The sequence below is a fragment of the Nocardioides iriomotensis genome, from assembly GCF_004168035.1.
GTDB classification, from domain to species: domain Bacteria; phylum Actinomycetota; class Actinomycetes; order Propionibacteriales; family Nocardioidaceae; genus Nocardioides_B; species Nocardioides_B iriomotensis.
Genome location: NZ_SDPU01000020.1, coordinates 175,706 through 195,132 on the forward strand (window position 1 = coordinate 175,706; position 19,427 = coordinate 195,132).

A 19,427-nucleotide genomic window follows, 5' to 3' on the forward strand; every position below is an offset into this window, starting at 1 on the left:
GTCTCACGGGAGACTAGTCGCTGTGACGACCGACGAGATGTGGCGCCTGCCACTCCGGACCGACGCCGTCGCCACCGCGCTGGCCGGGTCGCGGTGGCGGCCCGAGGTGCTGGCCTCCTCGCCGTCGACCAACGCCGTGGTCGCCGACCGCGCCCGGGCGGGCGAGTCGCCCGGCCTGCTGGTGGTCACCGACCACCAGACCGCCGGCCGCGGCCGGCTCGACCGGACCTGGGTCACGCCCGCCGGGGTGGCGCTGACGTTCTCGATGCTCGTCGCGCCCGGCGACGTGCCGGTCGCGCGCTGGCCGTGGCTGCCGCTGCTGGCCGGGGTCGCCGTCGCCCACGCGGTACGGCGGGCCGCCGGGGTCGACGCGCGGCTCAAGTGGCCCAACGACGTGCTCGTCGACGACGCGAAGACCACCGGCATCCTCGTCGAGCGGGTCGAGGGCCCCCGTCACGCGTCGGCCGTGATCGGCATCGGCGTGAACGTGCTGCAGACCCGCGACGAGCTGCCGGTCGACACCGCCACCTCGCTCGCCGTCGCCGCGGGACGCCCCGTCGACCGGGTGGCGCTGCTGGCGGCGATCGCCGACGAGCTCGGCCGCGGCTACGACGACTGGTGCGCGGCGGCCGGCGACGCGGGGGCCTCGGGCCTGCTGGCGACGTACACCGGGCTGTGCGCCACGGTCGGGTTGCAGGTGCGGGTCGAGCTGCCCCGCGACGAGGTGCTGATCGGCGAGGCGACCGGCATCGACGAGGACGGCCGGCTGCTCGTCGCCGGGCCGTCCGGAGCGGTCGCGCTGGGTGCGGGCGACGTCGTCCACGTCCGGCGATCGCTTCCACCTGCGTGACATGATCGCCCCGTGGCGTTCCCCAGCAGGCTCCTCAACGACGGCGAGCACGTCGTCGTCAGCACGCGCACGCACGTCAAGGCACTGCTGGTCCCCGCCCTGCTGCTGATCGTGCTGGCCGCCGTCGGCGGCTTCCTGGTGTCGATCGTGCCCGCGTCGAGCGCCCAGCCGCTGGTGCAGCTCGTGGTGTGGCTGCTCGCCGGGCTGGTCGCGATCTGGTGGGTGGTCAAGCCGTTCGTCGCCTGGCTGACCACGACGTACACGTTCACCAACCGTCGTTTCATCAAGCGCAGCGGCTTCGTCGCCAAGCAGGGCCGGACGATCCCGCTCAACCGGATCAGCGGCGTCGACTTCGACATCGGCATCGTCGACCGGCTGTTCGGCTGCGGCACGCTCGTCGTGTCGGACGCCAGCGAGAACGGAACGGTGCTGCTGCACGACATCCCGAACGTCGAGCGGGTGCAGATGCAGGTGTCGGAGGAGCTGCACCGGATCGCCAGCCCGGGGTACCACGAACGGGCCGATGACGGCGCCTGACCCGGGGGCCTTCACCAGCGAGCAGCTCGAGCAGGCGCTGCTCGGTGACCTGCCGCAGCTCACCAGCGAGGAGATCGCCACGGCTGCCGGGGTGTCCGTCGACGACGCCCGCCGGCTGTGGCGCGCGCTGGGGTTCCCCGACCTCGGCGACGGCGCCGCCTTCACCGACACCGACCAGGCCGCGCTGAGCGCGGTCACCGGCTCGGTCACCTCCGGGGCGATCGACTTCGACACCGCGGTCCGGCTCACCCGCGCGGTCGGACAGACCATGGCCCGGCTCGCCGACTGGCAGGTCGCCACGCTGGCCAGCCGCGTCGAGGACCTCGAGCGGTCCGACGAGGCCACCGGCAGCCGGATCGGCAGCGCGCTCCGGCTCACCGAGCAGGTCGGAATCCCGTTCGAGAACCTGCTGATCTACGCCTGGCGCCGGCACCTCGCCGCCGCCGTCGCCCGGGTCGAGGCGCTCGGCGCCAACGACGAGGACCTGCACACTGTCGAGGTCACCGTCGGCTTCGCCGACCTGGTCCAGTTCACGGCGCTCTCCAACGAGATGGACGAGGACCGGATCGGCGACATGGTCGAGATCTTCGAGTCCCGCTGCGCCGACGTGGTCGCCGCGAAGAAGGGCCGGGTGATCAAGACCCTCGGCGACTCGGTGCTGTTCGTCTCCGAGCACCCGGTCGACGGCATGGACATCGCGCTGTCGATCATCGACGTCATCGGCAACGACAAGCGGCTGCCGGACGTGAAGCTCGGCATCGCCACCGGCGCGGTCGTGATGCGGCTCGGCGACGTGTTCGGGCCGCCGGTCAACATGGCCGCGCGGCTCACCGGGGTCGCCCGCCGCAACCGGGTGATCACCGACCGGGACACCGCCTCGCTGCTGCCGCCCGACCGGTTCGAGTGGCGGCCGCTGCCGCCCCGGCCGCTGCGCGGCTTCGGCGTGGTCGAGCCGGTAGCCGTTCGACGTACCTGAACGAGCCGGGTGGAGCGGGTGACCAGGCGGTGACTAGACCGCGGACTAGTCATTTCGGACCAACCCGTCACGAAGCGTGCGCCGTGTCCGATTTGTCCATTTACCGTGGTCCACATGATGAGTGTGCAGGGGGTTGACGTGGACCTCGCCGCCCGCCGCGTGTGGCGCGACGGGCAGGAGATCCGCATGTCGAACAAGGAGTTCGACCTGGTCAGCTACCTGATCGCCCGCGCCGGCACCGTGGTGTCGCGCGAGGAGCTCATGCGCGAGGTGTGGCAGACGACGTTCTGGACGTCCGCGAAGACCATCGACGTGCACCTCGGCTGGGTCCGCCGCAAGCTCGGCGACGACACCCGTCGCCCGACGCTGATCACCACGATCCGCGGCCGGGGTCTCCGGTTCGAGGTGATCCCGCCGGTTCACGCCGTCGACCAGGCCAAGTCCGCCTCCTGACGCCCTGCTCGTGACCGCGGCGGCCCTCGGTAGGGTCACCGTGTGTCCAGCCACGGGTCCAGCACGCCCACCGTCGCGATCATCGGGGGCGGCCAGCTCGCCCGCATGATGGCTCAGTCCGCCGTCGCGCTCGGCGTACCGCTGCGCCTGCTCGCCGAGGCCGACGGCGTCTCCGCGGCCCAGGTCGTGCCCGACACGCTCGTCGGCGACTACCGGGACCTCGACACGCTGCGGAAGGTCACCGACGGCTGCGCGGTCGTCACCTTCGACCACGAGCACGTCCCGACCGAGCACCTGCACGCCCTCGCCGACGACGGCCACGCCTGCCGGCCCGGGCCCGAGGCGCTGGTGCACGCCCAGGACAAGGCGGTGATGCGCGAGCGGCTGACCGCGCTCGACGTGCCCTGCCCGCGGCACGCGGTGGTCGAGGACGCCGAGGCGGTCGAGCGGTTCGCCGCCTCCGTCGGCGGCTTCCCGGTCGTGCTCAAGACCACCCGCGGCGGCTACGACGGCAAGGGCGTGTGGGTCGTCGGCTCCGCGGAGGAGTCCGCCGACGCGTTCGCGACCGCCGAGGCCACGGGCGTCCGCATCCTCGCCGAGGAGAAGGTCGACTTCCGCCGCGAGCTGTCCGCGCTGGTCGCCCGCAGCCCGTCGGGCCAGGTGGCGGCCTACCCCGTCGTCGAGTCCGTCCAGCGCGACGGCATCTGCTGGGAGGTCGTCGCCCCGGCGCCCGACCTCGCCGCCGGCCTCGCCGTCGAGGCGCAGCAGATCGCGATGAAGGTCGCCGGCGAGCTCGGAGTCACCGGCATCCTCGCCGTCGAGCTGTTCGAGACCCAGGACGGTCGCGTGCTGGTCAACGAGCTCGCGATGCGCCCGCACAACACCGGGCACTGGAGCATGGACGGCGCCGTCACCGGCCAGTTCGAGAACCACCTCCGCGCGGTCCTCGACCTGCCCCTCGGCTCGCCCGACGCCCGCGCCCCGTGGACCGTGATGGTCAACATCCTGGGTGGCGACGACGCGCGGCTGGCCGGTGACCTCTACGCCGGCTACCCGCACGCGCTGGCCCGCGACCCGCGGCTGAAGGTGCACCTCTACGGCAAGTCCGTGAAGCCCGGCCGCAAGGTCGGCCACGTCACGGCGTACGGCGACGACCTGGAGGAGGTCCGCGAGCGGGCCCTCCACGCGGCCGCGTGGTTCCGCGGCGACCTGGGTGAGGAGAGCGAGTGACCAGCAACGTCGAGACGACCCCGCGCGTCGGCATCGTGATGGGGTCCGACTCCGACTGGCCGGTGATGAAGGACGCCGCGGAGGCGCTCGAGGAGTTCGGTGTCGCCTACGAGGCCGACGTCGTGTCCGCGCACCGGATGGCCGCGGAGATGATCGCGTACGGCGAGGGCGCCGCGGACCGCGGTCTGTCGGTGATCATCGCCGGCGCCGGGGGAGCGGCCCACCTGCCCGGCATGCTCGCGTCCGTCACGCCGCTGCCGGTGGTCGGCGTGCCGGTGCCGCTGAAGTACCTCGACGGCATGGACTCGCTGCTCTCGATCGTGCAGATGCCCGCCGGTGTCCCGGTCGCGACCGTCGCGATCGGCAACGCCCGCAACGCCGGGCTTCTCGCCGTCCGCATCCTTGCTGCCTCGGACGCCGGGCTCCGGCAGAAGATGGTCGAGTTCCAGGAGTCGCTCGCCGCCTCCGCGCGCGAGAAGGGCAAGACCGTCCGGGGCGAGTCCGGCCACCGCCTCGGCTTCTAGCTCCCGTCCGTCGCCGCACTACCGATATCGGTAGCCCGAGCGTGACCCAGGGGTCACTCCCGGACTACCGATATCGGTGTCAGGCCGGGGTCAGCCCGGTGTGCTCGGCCGCGAAGGCCAGCAGGTCGGCGACCTCGTCGGCGATGACCGAGGCGGGCTTGCCCAGGCCGTGGCCCGTCGAGGTCTCGATCCGCGCGACGACCGGCGCGTCGCCCACCTGCGCGCGCTGCATCGCGGCCGTGAACTTGAAGCTGTGCGCCGGCACCACCCGGTCGTCGTGGTCCCCGGTCAGGACCAGGGTCGCGGGGTACGCCGTGCCGTCCTCGACGTTGTGCAGCGGGGAGTACGCCCGTAGCACGGCGAACTCCTCCGGGTTCTCCGGCGAGCCGTAGTCCGCGATCCAGGCCGCGCCGATCGTGAACAGGTGGAAGCGCAGCATGTCCATCACGCCGACCGCCGGGAGTGCGGCGCCGCAGATGTCCGGACGCTGGGTGATCGTGGCGCCGACCAGCAGGCCGCCGTTGCTGCCGCCGTGCAGCGCGATCTGCGGGTGCGTGGTGACGCCCTCGGCGACGAGTGGTCGGCGACCGCGGCGAAGTCGTCGAAGACGTTCTGCTTCACCGCGAGCCGGCCGCCGTCGTGCCACTCCTGGCCGTACTCGCTGCCGCCGCGCAGGTTCGCGATCGCCAGCACGCCTCCCGCCGCCAGCCAGCCGGCGAACGAGCCTCGGAACTCCGCGAGGATCGGGATGTGGAAGCCGCCGTACCCGTAGACGAGTGTCGGGCGCGGATCATCGAGGGTGACGTCGGCGCGGCGCACGAGGAAGTACGGCACCTCGGTGCCGTCGAGGCTGGTCGCGCGGCGCCGCTCGGTGACGACGCTCGGCGGCGCCCAGGTGCTCTCGCCCGGCGCCAGGCCGGTGACCTCGGTGACCGAGCCGTCGGTGAGGTCGGCACGGTACGCCGTGAGCGGTGAGGTCACCGACGACATCCCGACGAACACCTCGGGGTCGCCGGCCTCGGCGTTGAGCTCGACCACCTTGCCGCCGTCGATGGCGAGCGCGCCGCGCTCGGCGCCGTCGAGGCCGTGGCGGGTGATCCGCGGCTGCGCGTCGACGAGGTGGATGGTCAGGATCTCGTCGCCGGCGCCCTGGGCGTGCCACAGCGCCGACTCCGACTCCGGCACGACGTCCTCGGTCGTGAGGCCGTCCTCGGGGAACGCCGCGAGGTCGATCCGCACGACCTTGCCCAGCGGCGCCTCGTGGTCGGTGCGGACGTACAGGTGGTCGCCGTCGGTGCGCACGAAGTCGAACGTCGCGTAGACCTCGTCGACGACTTTGAGCGGCTCGCCCAGGGTCACGTCGTCGCCGGCGCGCTCGACGGGGTAGACCCAGAGCCGGTTCTTCTCCGACGTGCCCTCGTGGATGTTGCAGACCACCCAGCGGCCGTCGTGGGAGAGCTCAGGGGTGACGCCGATCCGGTCGTTGTCGGGGAACTCGAGCACCAGCTCGTCGTCGGCCTGCGGGGTGCCCACCCGGTGCCGCTTGAGCTTGCCGCCCGGCAGCGCCTCGGCGTCGGTGCCGGTGCCCGTGCCGTCGACGTCGTAGTGGAGGTAGAGGAACGACCGGTCCGGCAGCCACGTGGCGTAGCTGAACTTCACGTTGGTCAGCGTCTCGCCGGTCGGCTCGCCCGTGGTGAGGTCCAGCAGGCGCACGGACGTCCAGTCGCTGCCGCCGTCGCTGACCAGGTAGGCCAGCAGGGCGTCGTCCTTGCTCGCGCTGCGGGCGAACAGCGACGACGTGCCGTCCTCGGAGAACGTGTTGGGGTCGAGCAGCACCCGCGGCGCGTCGCGCAGCTCCTCGAGGGTGTCCCCGACGTACAGCACGTCCTGCTCGGCCGTGCCGTCGTTGCGGAGGGCGACGTACCGGCCGCCGAGCTTGTCCGGGGTGCCGGCGCGCGGGCGCGTCACGATCGCGGTGACCTGCTCGTGGAACCACGGGCGCGACGCGAGCGTGTCGAGGTGGGCGCGGGAGACCTCGTTCTGCGCCTTCACCCAGGCGGCGGTCTCGGCGGAGTCGGGGTCCTCGAGCCAGCGGTACGGGTCCTCGACGCGTTGGCCGTGCAGGGTGTCGACGGTGTCGTCGCGGCGCGTCTCGGGGTAGACCCCGTCGAAAGGTGTGCTCATCAGGCGACCGAGCCTGCCAGGTGCGGCCACTCGATCGCGGGGCAGGTGTCCATGACCATCGGGACGCCGGCCGCGGCGGTGCGCTCGTAGGCGTCGGGGTCGAGGACGCCGAGCTGGAACCAGACGCCCTTGGCGCCGATCGCGACGGCCTGGTCGGCGAACTCGCCGGCGGCCTCGGAGCGGCGGAACACGTCGACCACGTCGACCGGGAATGGAACGTCGGCGAGGCTGGCGTAACCCTGCTCGCCGAGCACGGTCGGCGCGTCCGGGTGGACCGGCACGACCCGCTTGCCACGCGCCTGCAGGAAGCGGGCGATGCGGTACGCCGTACGGTCCGGGTTGCCGCTGAGGCCGACGACGGCCCAGGTCTCGCAGTCCTCCAGCATGAAGCGGATCTGCTCGCGGTCGAGCCAGGGGCGAGGGGTGCGCTCGGTCATGTCGCGAACCTATCTCGCGACCTCCCCCACGTGACCCACTCCACGGCCGAGCGCGGGCTACCCGCGAGTAGCATGAGCGGCATGAACGAGTACCCCCTGTTCGCCCTGTCCGAGGAGCACCAGGCGATCCGTGAGGCCGTCCGGGCCGTGTGCGACGCCAAGGTCGCGCCGGGCGCGGCCGACGTGGACGAGGCGGGGGCGTTCCCGCAGGCGTCGTACGACGCGCTGGCGGCGAGCGACTTCGCGGCGCCGCACGTGGCGGAGGAGTTCGGCGGGGCGGGCGCGGACGCGCTGGCGACGTGCATCGTGATCGAGGAGGTCGCCCGGGCGTGCGCCTCGTCGTCGCTGATCCCGGCGGTAAACAAGCTGGGCTCGATGCCGGTGGTGCTGGCCGGCTCGGAGGAGCTGAAGAAGAAGTACCTGACCCGGCTGGCGGCCAACGACGGGATGTTCTCCTACTGCCTGTCCGAGCCGGAGGCCGGTTCGGACGCGGCGGCGATGAAGACCCGCGCGGTCCGCGACGGCGAGGACTGGGTGATCTCCGGGACGAAGCGGTGGATCACCAACGCGGGTGTCTCGGAGTTCTACACGGTGTTCGCGGTGACCGACCCGGCCGCCGCGGCGGCCCGCAAGGGCACCGGCATCTCGGCGTTCGTGGTGGAGAAGTCCGACGAGGGTGTCTCGTTCGGTGCGCCGGAGAAGAAGCTGGGCATCAAGGGCTCCCCGACCCGCGAGGTGTACCTGGACAAGGTGCGGGTCCCGGCCGACCGGATGATCGGCGCGGAGGGCACCGGGTTCGCGACCGCGATGCGGGTGCTGGACCACACCCGGGTCACGATCGCCGCCCAGGCGGTCGGGATCGCGCAGGGGGCGCTGGACTACGCGCTGGCCTACGCCAAGGAGCGGCAGCAGTTCGGCAAGCCGATCGCCGACTTCCAGGGCCTGCAGTTCCTGCTGGCCGACATGGGGATGAAGGTCGAGGCCGCCCGTCAGCTCACCTATGCCGCGGCCGGCCGGTCCGAGCGTGGCGACAAGGACCTGACGTTCTTCGGCGCGGCCGCGAAGTGCTTCGCCTCCGACACCGCCATGCAGGTCACCACCGACGCGGTGCAGGTGCTCGGCGGCTACGGGTTCACCCGCGACTACCCGGTCGAGCGGATGATGCGCGACGCGAAGATCACCCAGATCTACGAGGGCACCAACCAGGTCCAGCGCATCGTAATGGCCCGCCAGCTCCTCGCCGGCATCCAGTCCGACCTGTAGAGCGCGAGCGGAAGGTCAGTCCTTCGCCGTGCTCAGCGGCGCGCCGTACACCAGGTCGCGGTAGTCCGGGTGGTGCCCGATCCAGCCCTTGATGAACGGGCACAGCGGCAGCACGCGGCGTGAGCCGTCGGCGCGCACGTCGTCGAGGGCGAACCGCGCGAGAGCCGAGCCGATGCCCAGGCCCTCGCAGCGGTCCTCGACCTCGGTGTGGGTGAACACCACGAGCTCGTCGGTCAGCTGGTACTGCGCGAAGCCCACCCGCTCCCCGTCCAGCGTCGCGACGTACCGGTGCGCGTCGGCGTCCTTCACGATCTCGATGTCGGCCACGCCCCCCAGCATGCCCGACCCGATTCGTCCGCGATCACTCCGCCTGGGACGGACGCAGGATCGCGGACGAATCGGGGTTGTCAGGCGTCCACGAGCTCCGTACGACGTTCGGCCTCCGGCGGGCTGACCTCGTCGAGGTCGCGGCCGCGGGTCTCGGGCAGGAACCGCATCGAGACGAGGCTGATCGCCGCGACCAGGGCGTTGTACGCCGCCACGAGCCAGAGCGTGCCGTCGCCCTTCGTGACCAGCCAGGCCGCGATGAGCGGGGTCAGGCCGGAGGCGACGACGCCGCTGATCTGGTACAGCGTCGACAGCGCGGTGTAGCGGTAGCGGGTGTCGAACAGCTCCGACCAGAACGCCGCGAGCGGGCCGTAGACGGTGCCGTAGAGGATGCCGAGCCCGAACACGAACGTCGCGACGATCGCGGCAGTGCCGCCGGTATGCACGAGCATCGCGGCCGGGAAGGCGAACAGCAGCGCGAGCCAGGCGCCGACGTTGTAGACCGGCTTGCGGCCGATCCGGTCCGACAACGCGCCGGTGATCGGCACCAGCAGCACGCCGATCGCGGCGCCGGCGAGCACGCCGTGCAGCGCCGTGCTCCTGGGCAGACCGACGTTGGTGACGACGTACGCGAGCAGGTAGACGGAGAACAGGTTGAAGGTGAAGCCCTCGACGAAGCGGGTGCCCATGCCCAGCAGCAGCGGCTTGGGCTGCGCCTTGACCAGGTCGAGCATCGGCATCTTCGAGACCTGCTTGCGCTCCTGGACCAGCGCGAACGACGGCGTCTCCATCACCGACAGCCGGATGTAGGCGCCGATCGCGAGGAGCACGATGCTCAACAGGAAGCAGGCGCGCCAGCCCCAGGCCAGGAACGCGTCGTCGGGCAGCAGGCTCGCGACCGAGAAGGCGCCGCTCGCGAGCAGCAGGCCGCCCGGCACACCGATGTGCGCGAACGAGCCGAAGAAGCCGCGCTTCTCGGCCGGCGCGTACTCGACGGCCAGCAGCACGGCGCCGCCGTACTCACCGCCGATGCCGATGCCCTGCAGCACGCGCAGCACGATCAGCAGGATCGCGGCCCAGACGCCGATGGAGTCGTACGACGGGAGCAGGCCGATCGCCGCGGTGCCGAGGCCCATGATCAGCAGGGTCAGCACGAGCATCCTCTTGCGCCCGATCCGGTCCCCGTAGTGGCCGAAGATGAAGCCGCCCACCGGCCGCGCCAGGAAGCCGACGGCGAACGTGCCGAACGCCGCGAACTGCGCGGCCGGCCCGTCGAGGCCGTTGAAGAACAGCTTGTCGAACACGAGCCCGGCGGCCGTGCCGTAGAGGAAGAAGTCGTACCACTCGATCGTCGCGCCGACGGCCGAGGCCATCGCGACGCGCTGCGGGGACGGCGGCGCGTCCGTGGTGGTCCCGAGAGCCATCAGAGTCCTTTCATCGACAAATTCAATCGAACAACTATAGATAGGCCGCGAAGTCACGGCGCAAACCGCTGGTCTGGACGGGTCAGGCCGGAGTCGCGCGGACGCGCTCGTAGGCCGCCGCGTGCCGCACCAGCGCGTCGCGCATGGCGCGCACCGCGGGCGGCAGGTGGTCGCCGCGGCGGGTGAGCGCGTGTAGCCGCACGACGGTGAGGTCGTGCCGGATCGGCCGGTGCGTGAGCACGCCGCTGTCGACGAGCGGGTGGCCGTCGATCGAGTAGTCCGGCAGCACGGTGACGCCGAGCCCCCGCGCGACCATCAGCTTGCCCATGTCGGCGCCGTCGGTGGAGAACGCGACGGGCGGCAGCTCCCCGCCGAACAGCCGGTGCGCGAACCGGTGCATCAGGTACCCCGACCGCATCGCGACGAACGGCTCCTTCCGCAGCTGCTCGACCGGCACCTCCTCGAGGGCGGCGAACGGGTGGTCCACGCGGCAGCACACCGCCGGCCGGCCGCGCACGAGCTCGGTCCCCGCCAGCTCCGCCGGTACGTCGTCACCGCCCAGGAGGTTCACCAGGCCGACGTCGAGCCCGCCTTCGTCGATGGCCTGCGTGATCTCCACCTGCTGGGCGCTGACCACCTCGACCGTCGTGTGCGGGAAGGCGGCGTTGACGTCGCGCACAGCCGGCACCAGCACGCGCGAGGTGCCCGCGTTGACGGTGCCGACGCGCACGGCGCGGGTCGAGAGCGTCTGGTCGCCCGCCGCCTCGCGCAGCCGCCCGACGGCCTCGATCACCTCCACCATCGCCGGCAGCAGGTCGCGGCCCTCGCGGCTGATCCTGGCGCCGGTGCGCCGCCGGTCGAGAAGCGTGATCCCGAGCTCGCGCTCCAGGTTGCGCAGCGACTCGCTCAGGGCGGGCTGGGAGAGGTGGAGGTGGTCGCTGGCCCGGCGCAGCGACCCGTGCTGGGTCACCGCGGCGAGCTGCTCGAGCTGCTCGATGCGCATCGTCGTCCTGTCGTGGGGTGGGGTGACGCCGACCCGGGTGACAGGGATTCCCTGTCGCGCGGTCGGCTCTTCCGTCGGCGGGTTCGTGCGTGCTGCCTTGAACGCACCACCAAAGTATTGCAACCTAGTGGACATTGACGAGTAAGCGGTCCGGAAGGAAGTTATGTCCCTGAAGTTCCACTGGTTCCTGCCCACCAACGGCGGCGACGGCCGTCAGGTCGTGGGCGGCGGGCACGGCGTGCGCGCCGGCGCGTCCGGCCGGCCGGCCTCGGTGCCGTACCTCGGCCAGATCGCCCGCAGCGCCGAGCAGCTCGGCTTCGAGGCCGCGCTCACCCCGACCGGTGCGTGGTGCGAGGACGCCTGGCTGAGCACCGCGATGCTGTCGCAGGTCTCCGACCGGCTGAAGTTCCTGGTCGCGTTCCGGCCCGGCCTCACGTCCGCGACGCTGGCCGCCCAGATGGCCGCGACGTTCCAGAACATGTCCGGCGGCCGGCTCCTGCTCAACGTCGTCACGGGCGGTGAGAGCCACGAGCAGCGCGCGTACGGCGACTTCCTCGACAAGGAGCAGCGCTACGTCCGCTGCGGCGAGTTCCTCGAGGTGGTCCGCCGGCTGTGGACCGGCGAGGAGGTCACCTTCGAGGGTGAGCACGTCCGCGTCGAGCGCGCCCAGCTCCAGCAGCTGCCCGACCCGCAGCCGGAGATCTACTTCGGCGGGTCCTCGCCGATCGCAGGCGAGATCGCCGCGAAGCACGCCGACGTCTACCTCACCTGGGGCGAGCCCCCGGAGGCCGTCGCCAAGAAGATCGCCTGGATCCGCGAGCTCGCCGCCAAGGAGGGCCGCGAGCTCCGCTTCGGCATCCGGATGCACACCATCGCCCGCGACACCTCCGAGGCCGCGTGGGCCGAGGCGCGCCGTCTGCTCGACGGCATCGACGACGAGACGATCAAGCGGGTCCAGGACGGCCTGAAGCGCAGCGAGTCCGAGGGCCAGCGCCGGATGCTCGAGCTCAACCGCGGCAGCCGCGACGACCTCGAGATCTATCCCAACGTGTGGGCCGGCGTCGGGCTCGTCCGTGGCGGCGCCGGTACGGCGCTCGTCGGCAGCCACGAGGAGGTCGCCGAGCGGATCGCGGAGTACCACGACCTCGGCATCGACGAGTTCATCCTCTCGGGCTACCCGCACCTCGAGGAGGCGTACTGGTTCGGCGAGGGTGTCCTGCCGGTGCTGACCGAGCGCGGCCTCTGGCAGCACCCCGCCCCGCCCACCGGCACGGTGTCCGTGCCCTTCGGAGGCCGCGCCGCCGCGTCCTGACCGCCCCGCTTCCTCCACGACCGTCCTGACACGCCCCTGACAGGAGTCCCCCATGAGCACGAGCGCGATCACCCCGCTGACCACCAACCAGGACCTCGACCCGCAGCGCCTGCGCGAGGCGTTCGGCGTCTTCCCGACCGGCGTCGTCGCCGTCGCGGCCCAGGTCGACGGCGAGCTCGTCGGCCTGGCCGCCAGCTCGTTCACCTCGGTGAGCCTCGACCCGGCCCTGGTGTCGTTCTCGATCGCCAACACGTCGAAGACGTGGCCCGCCCTGCGCACCTCCGCACGGCTCGGCCTGACCGTCCTCGCCGACCACCACCACGACGTGTGCCGCCAGCTCGCCGGGCCGGTCGAGACCCGCTTCGACGGCCTCGCCGTCAGCACCTCCGAGGACGGCGCGGTCACCCTCGACGACGGCCTGGTCCGCTACGACTGCTCCATCCACGACGAGGTCGTCGCCGGCGACCACACGATCGTGCTGCTCCAGCTGCACGCGGTCGAGCACGCCGACACGTCGCTGCCGCTCGTGTTCCACCGTTCGGGCTTCGGCCGGCTGGCCGGCTAGGCCGCCTCGTTAGCGTGGGGCCCATGCCCGGCACCTACACGCTCAACGACGGCAGCACGATCCCGGCGATCGGGTTCGGCACCTACCCGCTGACCGGGGCCGACGGCGTCACCGCCATCGCCTCGGCGATCGAGGTGGGCTACCGGCTCCTCGACACGGCCGTGAACTACGGCAACGAGGAGGAGGTCGGCGAGGCGATCCGCCGAGCCGGCGTGCCGCGCGACGAGCTGCTCGTCACCAGTAAGATCCCCGGCCGGCACCACGGGTACGACGACGCGGTCGCCTCGACCAAGGACTCGCTGCACCGGCTCGGGCTCGACCACCTCGACCTGCACCTCATCCACTGGCCCAACCCGCGCGTCGGCAGGTACGTCGAGGCCTGGCAGGCGCTCGTCGACCTGCAGAAGGCGGGCCTGGTGCGGTCCGTCGGCGTCTCGAATTTCACCGAGGAGCACCTCGCTCGCATCATCGAGGCGACCGGCGTGACGCCCGCGGTGAACCAGGTCGAGCTGCACCCGTACTTCCCGCAGGTCGAGGCGCGCGCGGTCCACGAGCGGCTCGGCGTGCGCACCGAGGCGTGGAGCCCGATGGGCAAGCGGCAGGCGCCGTTCGGCGAGCCCGCCGTCGCCGGGGCCGCCGAGCGGCACGGCGTCACGCCCGGCCAGGTGATCCTCCGCTGGCACGTCCAGCTCGGCTCGCTGCCGATCCCCAAGTCGGCCACCCCCGAGCGGCAGCGGCAGAACCTCGACCTCGACGGCTTCGAGCTCACCGACGACGAGGTCGCCGCGATCACCGCCCTCGGACGCCCCGACGGCCGGCTCTTCGGCGGCGACCCGGACACCCACGAGGAGATGTAGCGCCCGACGGCGCCCCGGAGGCATGGTCCCGGCGCCTCCCGGGCAGGAGTCCCGCATGACGCTGCGCCAGATCGGGGTCGAGGAGGAGCTGATGCTCGTCGACCCCGACACCCTCGCGCTCGCGGCCGTCGCCCACCACGCGCTGCGGGCCGACGAACGCGACGGCGTGGAGAAGGAGCTGTTCCTCCAGCAGATCGAGACGTCGACCGAGCCCGCGCGGACGGCGGACGACCTGGCGCGCATCGTCCGCGCCGGGCGCCGCGAGGTGGGGGAGGCGGCGGCCGCCGCCGGTGTCCGCGCGGTGGCCCTCGGGCTGCCGGTGCTCGCCGACGACGGTGCCGACGTCACGCCGGACGACCGCTACCGGCGCATCCGTGCTGAGTACGGCGAGCTCGCCGACCAGGCCCTCGCCTGCGCCATGCACGTCCACGTGGAGGTCGACGACGCCGAGGAGGCGGTCGCCGTCACGGACCGGCTGCGCCCGTGGCTGCCGGTCCTCCTGGCGCTGAGCGCCAACTCGCCGTACTGGCGCGGCCGGGACACCGCCCACGCCTCGTGGCGGTCGCAGATCTGGACCCGCTGGCCGACCGGGGGACCGTCGGACCCGTTCGGCGACCCGGCCGGCTACCGCGCCTCGATCGAGCGGCTGCAGTCCTGGGGCGCCGCGCTCGACCCCGGCATGCTCTACCTCGACGTGCGGCCGGCCGAGCGGTACCCGACCGTCGAGATCCGCGTCGCCGACGTCTGCCTGGAGGCCGAGGACGCGGTCCTGCTCGGCCTGCTGTGCCGCGGCCTGGTCGAGACCGCCGCCCGCGCCTGGCACGCCGGCGAGCCGGTGGACCCCTGGCGGGTCGACGAGCTCAGGGCGATGTCGTGGCGCGCGGCCCGCCACGGTCTCGCCGGCCCGCTGGTGCACCCCGCGACCCGCGAGCTGACCCCGACGCGCCCGGTCGTCTCGGCGCTGCTCGCGCACGTGCGCCCGGCGCTCGCCGACACGGGTGACGAGGTGCTGGTGGCGGACCTGTTCGAGCAGCTCGTCGCCCGCGGCAACGGCGCGGTCCGGCAGCGGGCCGTGCACGAGGCGACCGGCGACCTCACGCGGGTCGTCGCCGACCTCGCCGACCACACCGAGGCCGGGTGGCGGCGCGACGCCGTGTGACGGGAGTGACGCACGGGACACTCCGACGCGCGCGGGATCGGCCGTGCGGCGGGCCGCGGCCACTACGCTGCTCGCCGAGAGGGGGGTCCGTCATGACCGTGTCCCAGCGTGCCCGCGCCCTGACCGCCGCATCCTCGGCGACGGTCCTGCTCGGCGTCCTCGTCCCCGGCGGGGCGACGGCCGCCGCGGGCGACACCGAGCCGCCCGTCGGCTCCTTCGTCGTGCTGTCGGCGTCCAGCTCCGACGACCCCGGGCCGCTGACCGTCGAGGTCGTGCAGAACTCGCTCAAGGACGACCGCACGCCGACCGCCGACATCGTCCGCGAGGTCAGCTGGGGCACCGGCGTCGGATACGAGCCCTGGCGCAAGGGCACGTCGATCTCGTTCGCCTACACCTCGGTCGGCCGCTACGACCTCCGGGTCCGCGTCACCGACCGGGCCGGCAACAGCAGCGTCGAGGACCTCGGCACCGTCGTCGTCTCCGACTCCTTCGCCCCGAAGCTCACGGTCAACCGCCCGGCCTCCGACCGACGTACCGCCTGGCGGGCGGTGCGCGGCTACGCCCGCGACGTCGGTCTGGCCGGCATGGACTTCGTCCGGGTCAAGTCGTGGCAGCAGCGCACCCGCGGCTGGTACGCCTACCAGGGCGAGGAGCGTGGCTGGGTCCGCACCGACTCCGAGGCGCGCGCGAAGGCCGCCGCGGTCGCGGTCCGCGTGCCGACCACCACCAACGGCGCCTGGAAGGTCGCCCTCGAGGGCGTCCGCGCCGGCGGGCTCGTCGTGCGCACGTTCGCGCGCGACGCCGCGGGCAACCGCTCCAAGGCGGTCGCCGTCCGGCGCACGCTGGTCGACTGAGCCGCGGCCGGCGTCGGGCTACTGGTTCGCCAGCCCCGACGCCCGGCACAGCTGCTTGGACACGTCCGCGGTGCGGTCCTCGCGGATCAGCTCGAAGAGCCGGTCGGCGCGCTCCTGGTCCCAGTGCACCGCGAGGTCGGCGATCGGCACGCCGCAGGTCAGGCCGGTCTTGCCGTCGACCCTGGTCATCGCCCACGCGAACTTCATCGTGGAGATCATCGACGTGTCCTTGCCGACGCGCAGCGAGTCGGAGCCGGCGGAGGCCAGCCGCAGGTAGCGGACCGGGTTGATCACCGACCAGGGGGAGGCGGCCTCGTGGCCGACGGCGCTGACCACCTCGCGCTGGTGCCGCGCGCGGTCGATGTCGCCGAGCGACGAGGTGTGCCGTGATCGGGCGTAGCCGAGTGCGGTGGTGCCGTCGGCCTCCTGGCAGCCCTTCTCGACGTCGAGGTTGGCCTGCGGGTCCTTCATCGCCTGCTTGGGGCAGATCTCGATGCCGCCGACCGCGTCGACCACGTTGACGAAGCCGCCGAAGCCGATCTCGACGTAGTCGTCGATGCGGATGCCGGTGGCGAGCTCGATGGTCTCGACGAGCAGCTTCGGGCCGCCGTACGCGAACGCGGCGTTGATCTTGGTGTCGCCGTAGCCCGGCACCTCGACGATGCTGTCGCGCGGGATCGACATCAGCAGGTTCGGGCCCTGTCCGGTGTGCAGCAGCATGATCGTGTCGGTGCGGCGCCCCGAGCCCTTGCCGGTGCCGTACTGCAGCTGCTCCTTGCGGGAGAGCCCCTCCCGGCTGTCGCTGCCGACGAGCAGGTACGTCGTGCCCTCCTGGGCCGCCGGGCGGTCGCCGCCCGGGTCGGTGCCCACCTTGTCCACCTTCGACCACGCCCACAGGGGAACGGCGACCAGGAAGACCAGCCACAGCAGCAGGGCGATCTTCAGCCAGCCGAGGCGGAACCGGCGGCGCGGGGCGCGCGGCGGACGGCTCGGCGGCGGGCTCGCGGTGGCCACGCCCCCGCGCGGACCGCCCGGTCCGCCTCGTCCGGACTGCGTCCGGGGTGCTGCCGGCTGCTCGTAGGGCTGGCCGCGGCGCCCGCCGGGCCGCCCCATCGTGGGCAGCATGCGGGTGGGCTCCGGGTCCTGGCCGGCCCCCGCGCCGGACCTCGACCCTCCGGAACCCTGGCCGGCGTCGCCGCCGTACAGCCAGTGGTAGTCGCCCTCGTCCCCACCCTGGTTGCCGGGGGTGCGACGCGAGCCCTGCGGGGGTTCGGACATGGCCATGACGCTACCGTGCCCCCCATGACCCCCCGTTCAGACGGGCCGGAGGCATTGTCTCCGTCACACGCGCGCACCTCGCTGTCGCTGCTGGCCGACGGGAGCCACGTCAACCTCCTCGGCAACGTGCACGGAGGCGTGGTCATGCGGCTGGTCGACTCGACCGCCGGCGCGGTCGCGCAGCGGCACAGCGGGGGTCCGGCGGTGACCGCCGCCATGGACGAGATGGCGTTCCTCGAGCCGGTCCACGTCGGTGACATCCTGCGCACGGTGGCGCAGGTCAACTGGGCCGGCCGGACGTCGATGGAGATCGGCGTGCGGGTCGAGTCGGAGCCCTGGAACGAGGCCGGCCGCGAGCCGCTGCACGTCGCGTCGGCGTACCTCGTCTTCGTGGCCATCGACGACGACGGCCACCCGCGCGAGATCCCGCGGCTCGCGCCACAGACCCCCGACGAGGTACGGCGGGCCCGGGAGGCCGAGATCCGGCGGGCGCACCGGCTGGCGCGGCGTGCCGAGATCGAGGCCACCCGGGAGCAGCACGTGCACTGACCCGTCTGGCGGTGCCCGGCGTGGCGAGACCGCTGTGACTCGTGTGACTGGTGATACTTGCCCCCTCTGCACCGACCGCGTCACCACCGAAGGGTCACGCCCATGCCACCCGTCACTTCCCCCGGGTCGGACCAGCTGCTCCGCGACCGCCACGCCCCCCACCACCCCACGACCGCCCGCCCGCACCCGCGCTTCGGCGACCGGGAGGCCGCGCGCGTGCGCTTCCGCCGCGCCCTCGCCCTCCTGCTGATGACCCTGGTCCTGCCCGGGTCCGCGCAGCTCGTCGCCGGCAACAAGCGGGTCGGCCGGGTCGCGCTGCGCGTCGTGCTGACGCTGCTTGCGGTCACCGTGTTCGTCGGGCTGGTCGGCTGGAAGTGGCACGGGGTCGTCTACTTCCTCGCCAGCAACACCGTCGCCCTCGGCTTCCTCCGCCTCCTGCTCGCCGCCCTCGCCGTCGGCTGGGCGGTGCTGTTCCTCGACGCCTGGCGGCTCGGGCAGCCGCTCGAGCTGTTGCGCAAGCAGCGGCTCGCCATGGTCGGTCTCAACGGCGTGCTCTGCTTCTCCGTCGCCGGTGGCCTGCTGTTCGCCTCGCACGTCGTCGCGGTCCAGCGCGGCTTCATCGCCACGATGTTCGGCAGCGGCACGGTCAGCGAGGCGACCCACGGCCGCTACAACGTGCTGCTGCTCGGCGGCGACTCCGGCCAGGACCGCTGGGGGCTGCGGCCGGACAGCATCTCGGTGGCCAGCATCGACCAGGAGACCGGGAAGGCGATCCTCTTCGGGCTGCCGCGGAACATGACGAACTTCCCGTTCCCCGAGGGCTCGGTCATGGCCGAGCAGTTCCCCGACGGCTACGACTGCGGACCCGAGTGCGAGCTCAACAGCCTCAGCACCTGGGCGCAGGACAACAAGGCGCTGTTCCCCGGCGAGGACAACCCCGGCGTCGCCGCCACCATCGAGGGCGTCGAGGGCATCACCGGCCTGAAGATCAACTACTACGCGATGGTGAACCTCGACGGGTTCCGCAGCCTGGTCCAGGCCGTCGGCGGCCTGGAGCTCAACGTCCGTGACCGCATCCCGATCGGCGGCGTGGGCGGCCCGGTCACCGGCTACATCGAACCCGGGGTCCAGCGGCTCAACGGCTTCCAGACCCTGTGGTTCGCGCGGTCGCGCGAGAGCGCCGACGACTACTCGCGGATGGCCCGCCAGAAGTGCGTGATGAACGCGATGCTCCAGCAGCTCTCGCCGCAGACGGTCATCACGAAGTTCGAGGACATCGCCTCGGCCAGCGAGCAGCTGATCACCACCGACCTGCCCGCCTCCGAGCTCGGCACGTTCGCGGAGCTCGCGATGAAGACCCGCGGCCAGCCGGTCTCCTCGGTGTCGTTCGTGCCACCGGCCATCAACACCGGCGCCCCGGACATCGAGAAGATCCACGCGATGGTCCAGCGCGCGATCGACAAGGCCGAGGGCAAGGCCACCACCACGAAGGCGGCGGCCGCCAAGAAGCAGAAGGGCTTCTCCCGGGCCGGCTCGTCCACCGTCGGCGGCTCGATCGGCAGCTACTCCGAGGGCTACGCCGCCAACAAGTCGAACGACCTGTCCTCGGCGTGCTGACCCCTACCGATATCGGTAGCCCGACCGT

General features: G+C 72.5%; 19 protein-coding genes and 1 pseudogene. 14 read left to right on the forward strand and 6 right to left on the reverse strand.

Features of this window, described 5'->3' with window-relative positions:
• Nucleotides 1-22 precede the first annotated feature (22 nt).
• The 6 genes from ETU37_RS07490 (at nucleotide 23) to purE (ending at nucleotide 4,570) form a co-directional block, all read left to right on the forward strand.
• Complete coding sequence (locus ETU37_RS07490) at nucleotides 23-850, forward strand: biotin--[acetyl-CoA-carboxylase] ligase (RefSeq protein ID WP_240755605.1); 828 nt, start codon at nucleotides 23-25, stop codon at nucleotides 848-850.
• 12 nt (nucleotides 851-862) lie between these two features.
• Complete coding sequence (locus ETU37_RS07495; RefSeq protein ID WP_129986626.1) at nucleotides 863-1,387, forward strand: PH domain-containing protein; 525 nt, start codon at nucleotides 863-865, stop codon at nucleotides 1,385-1,387.
• Nucleotides 1,374-2,363 (forward strand): adenylate/guanylate cyclase domain-containing protein, encoded by a 990-nt coding sequence (locus ETU37_RS07500; protein WP_129986627.1) that lies wholly within the window; start codon nucleotides 1,374-1,376, stop codon nucleotides 2,361-2,363. The genes ETU37_RS07495 and ETU37_RS07500 overlap by 14 nt, the downstream gene beginning before the upstream one ends.
• Nucleotides 2,364-2,477: 114 nt before the next feature.
• Complete coding sequence (locus ETU37_RS07505; RefSeq protein WP_129986628.1) at nucleotides 2,478-2,816, forward strand: winged helix-turn-helix domain-containing protein; 339 nt, start codon at nucleotides 2,478-2,480, stop codon at nucleotides 2,814-2,816.
• Between the two features lie 42 nt (nucleotides 2,817-2,858).
• Nucleotides 2,859-4,046: a 5-(carboxyamino)imidazole ribonucleotide synthase gene (locus ETU37_RS07510; RefSeq protein WP_129986629.1), complete on the forward strand. Its 1,188-nt coding sequence runs from the start codon at nucleotides 2,859-2,861 to the stop codon at nucleotides 4,044-4,046.
• A complete protein-coding gene (gene purE, locus ETU37_RS07515) occupies nucleotides 4,043-4,570 on the forward strand; it encodes a 5-(carboxyamino)imidazole ribonucleotide mutase (protein WP_276319677.1) in 528 nt (175 codons plus the stop codon). The genes ETU37_RS07510 and purE overlap by 4 nt, the downstream gene beginning before the upstream one ends.
• A 79-nt stretch (nucleotides 4,571-4,649) precedes the next feature.
• Here the strand turns inward: purE and ETU37_RS07520 are convergent.
• Both ETU37_RS07520 and ETU37_RS07525 read right to left on the reverse strand, forming a co-directional pair.
• A pseudogene (locus ETU37_RS07520) lies at nucleotides 4,650-6,754 on the reverse strand (prolyl oligopeptidase family serine peptidase).
• On the reverse strand, nucleotides 6,754-7,191 hold the full coding sequence (locus tag ETU37_RS07525; protein WP_206053785.1) for a CoA-binding protein: 438 nt from the start codon (nucleotides 7,189-7,191) through the stop codon (nucleotides 6,754-6,756). The pseudogene ETU37_RS07520 and the gene ETU37_RS07525 overlap by 1 nt, the downstream one beginning before the upstream one ends.
• Before the next feature lie 81 nt (nucleotides 7,192-7,272).
• On the opposite strand from ETU37_RS07525, the gene ETU37_RS07530 reads away from it, so the two are divergent.
• Nucleotides 7,273-8,454, forward strand: a complete 1,182-nt coding sequence (locus ETU37_RS07530; RefSeq protein WP_129986630.1) for an acyl-CoA dehydrogenase family protein — start codon at nucleotides 7,273-7,275, stop codon at nucleotides 8,452-8,454.
• A 15-nt stretch (nucleotides 8,455-8,469) separates the two neighbouring features.
• On the opposite strand, the gene ETU37_RS07535 is transcribed toward ETU37_RS07530, so the two are convergent.
• The 3 genes from ETU37_RS07535 to ETU37_RS07545 form a co-directional block, all read right to left on the reverse strand.
• Entirely contained in the window at nucleotides 8,470-8,781 is a 312-nt protein-coding gene (locus ETU37_RS07535) for a GNAT family N-acetyltransferase (protein WP_240755607.1), read from the reverse strand.
• Nucleotides 8,782-8,861: 80 nt separating this feature from the next.
• Nucleotides 8,862-10,205 carry an MFS transporter gene (locus tag ETU37_RS07540; protein WP_129986632.1) on the reverse strand — a complete coding sequence of 448 codons (1,344 nt, stop codon included), beginning with the start codon at nucleotides 10,203-10,205 and terminating at the stop codon, nucleotides 8,862-8,864.
• 82 nt (nucleotides 10,206-10,287) lie between these two features.
• Nucleotides 10,288-11,208, reverse strand: coding sequence for a LysR family transcriptional regulator (locus ETU37_RS07545; protein ID WP_129986633.1), 921 nt, complete (start codon nucleotides 11,206-11,208; stop codon nucleotides 10,288-10,290).
• A 163-nt stretch (nucleotides 11,209-11,371) separates the two neighbouring features.
• On the opposite strand from ETU37_RS07545, the gene ETU37_RS07550 reads away from it, so the two are divergent.
• The 5 genes from ETU37_RS07550 to ETU37_RS07570 all read left to right on the forward strand — a co-directional run bounded on the left by ETU37_RS07550 (nucleotide 11,372) and on the right by ETU37_RS07570 (nucleotide 15,955).
• On the forward strand, nucleotides 11,372-12,520 hold the full coding sequence (locus ETU37_RS07550; protein ID WP_129986634.1) for an LLM class flavin-dependent oxidoreductase: 1,149 nt from the start codon (nucleotides 11,372-11,374) through the stop codon (nucleotides 12,518-12,520).
• Between the two features lie 52 nt (nucleotides 12,521-12,572).
• A complete protein-coding gene (locus ETU37_RS07555) occupies nucleotides 12,573-13,085 on the forward strand; it encodes a flavin reductase family protein (protein WP_206053788.1) in 513 nt (170 codons plus the stop codon).
• Nucleotides 13,086-13,108: 23 nt separating this feature from the next.
• The gene (locus ETU37_RS07560; protein WP_129986635.1) at nucleotides 13,109-13,942 is read left to right on the forward strand and encodes an aldo/keto reductase; all 834 of its coding nucleotides are present in this window, start codon (nucleotides 13,109-13,111) and stop codon (nucleotides 13,940-13,942) included.
• 55 nt (nucleotides 13,943-13,997) lie between these two features.
• The gene (locus ETU37_RS07565; protein ID WP_129986636.1) at nucleotides 13,998-15,101 is read left to right on the forward strand and encodes a carboxylate-amine ligase; all 1,104 of its coding nucleotides are present in this window, start codon (nucleotides 13,998-14,000) and stop codon (nucleotides 15,099-15,101) included.
• Nucleotides 15,102-15,193: 92 nt separating this feature from the next.
• The gene (locus ETU37_RS07570; protein ID WP_129986637.1) at nucleotides 15,194-15,955 is read left to right on the forward strand and encodes a PKD domain-containing protein; all 762 of its coding nucleotides are present in this window, start codon (nucleotides 15,194-15,196) and stop codon (nucleotides 15,953-15,955) included.
• Between the two features lie 18 nt (nucleotides 15,956-15,973).
• Here ETU37_RS07570 and ETU37_RS07575 read toward each other — a convergent pair whose 3' ends face one another.
• Complete coding sequence (locus ETU37_RS07575; protein WP_129986638.1) at nucleotides 15,974-17,233, reverse strand: LCP family protein; 1,260 nt, start codon at nucleotides 17,231-17,233, stop codon at nucleotides 15,974-15,976.
• 24 nt (nucleotides 17,234-17,257) lie between these two features.
• On the opposite strand from ETU37_RS07575, the gene ETU37_RS07580 reads away from it, so the two are divergent.
• Both ETU37_RS07580 and ETU37_RS07585 read left to right on the forward strand, forming a co-directional pair.
• Nucleotides 17,258-17,782 carry an acyl-CoA thioesterase gene (locus ETU37_RS07580; RefSeq protein WP_129986639.1) on the forward strand — a complete coding sequence of 175 codons (525 nt, stop codon included), beginning with the start codon at nucleotides 17,258-17,260 and terminating at the stop codon, nucleotides 17,780-17,782.
• A 102-nt stretch (nucleotides 17,783-17,884) separates the two neighbouring features.
• Entirely contained in the window at nucleotides 17,885-19,399 is a 1,515-nt protein-coding gene (locus tag ETU37_RS07585) for an LCP family protein (RefSeq protein ID WP_129986640.1), read from the forward strand.
• Nucleotides 19,400-19,427 lie beyond the last annotated feature (28 nt).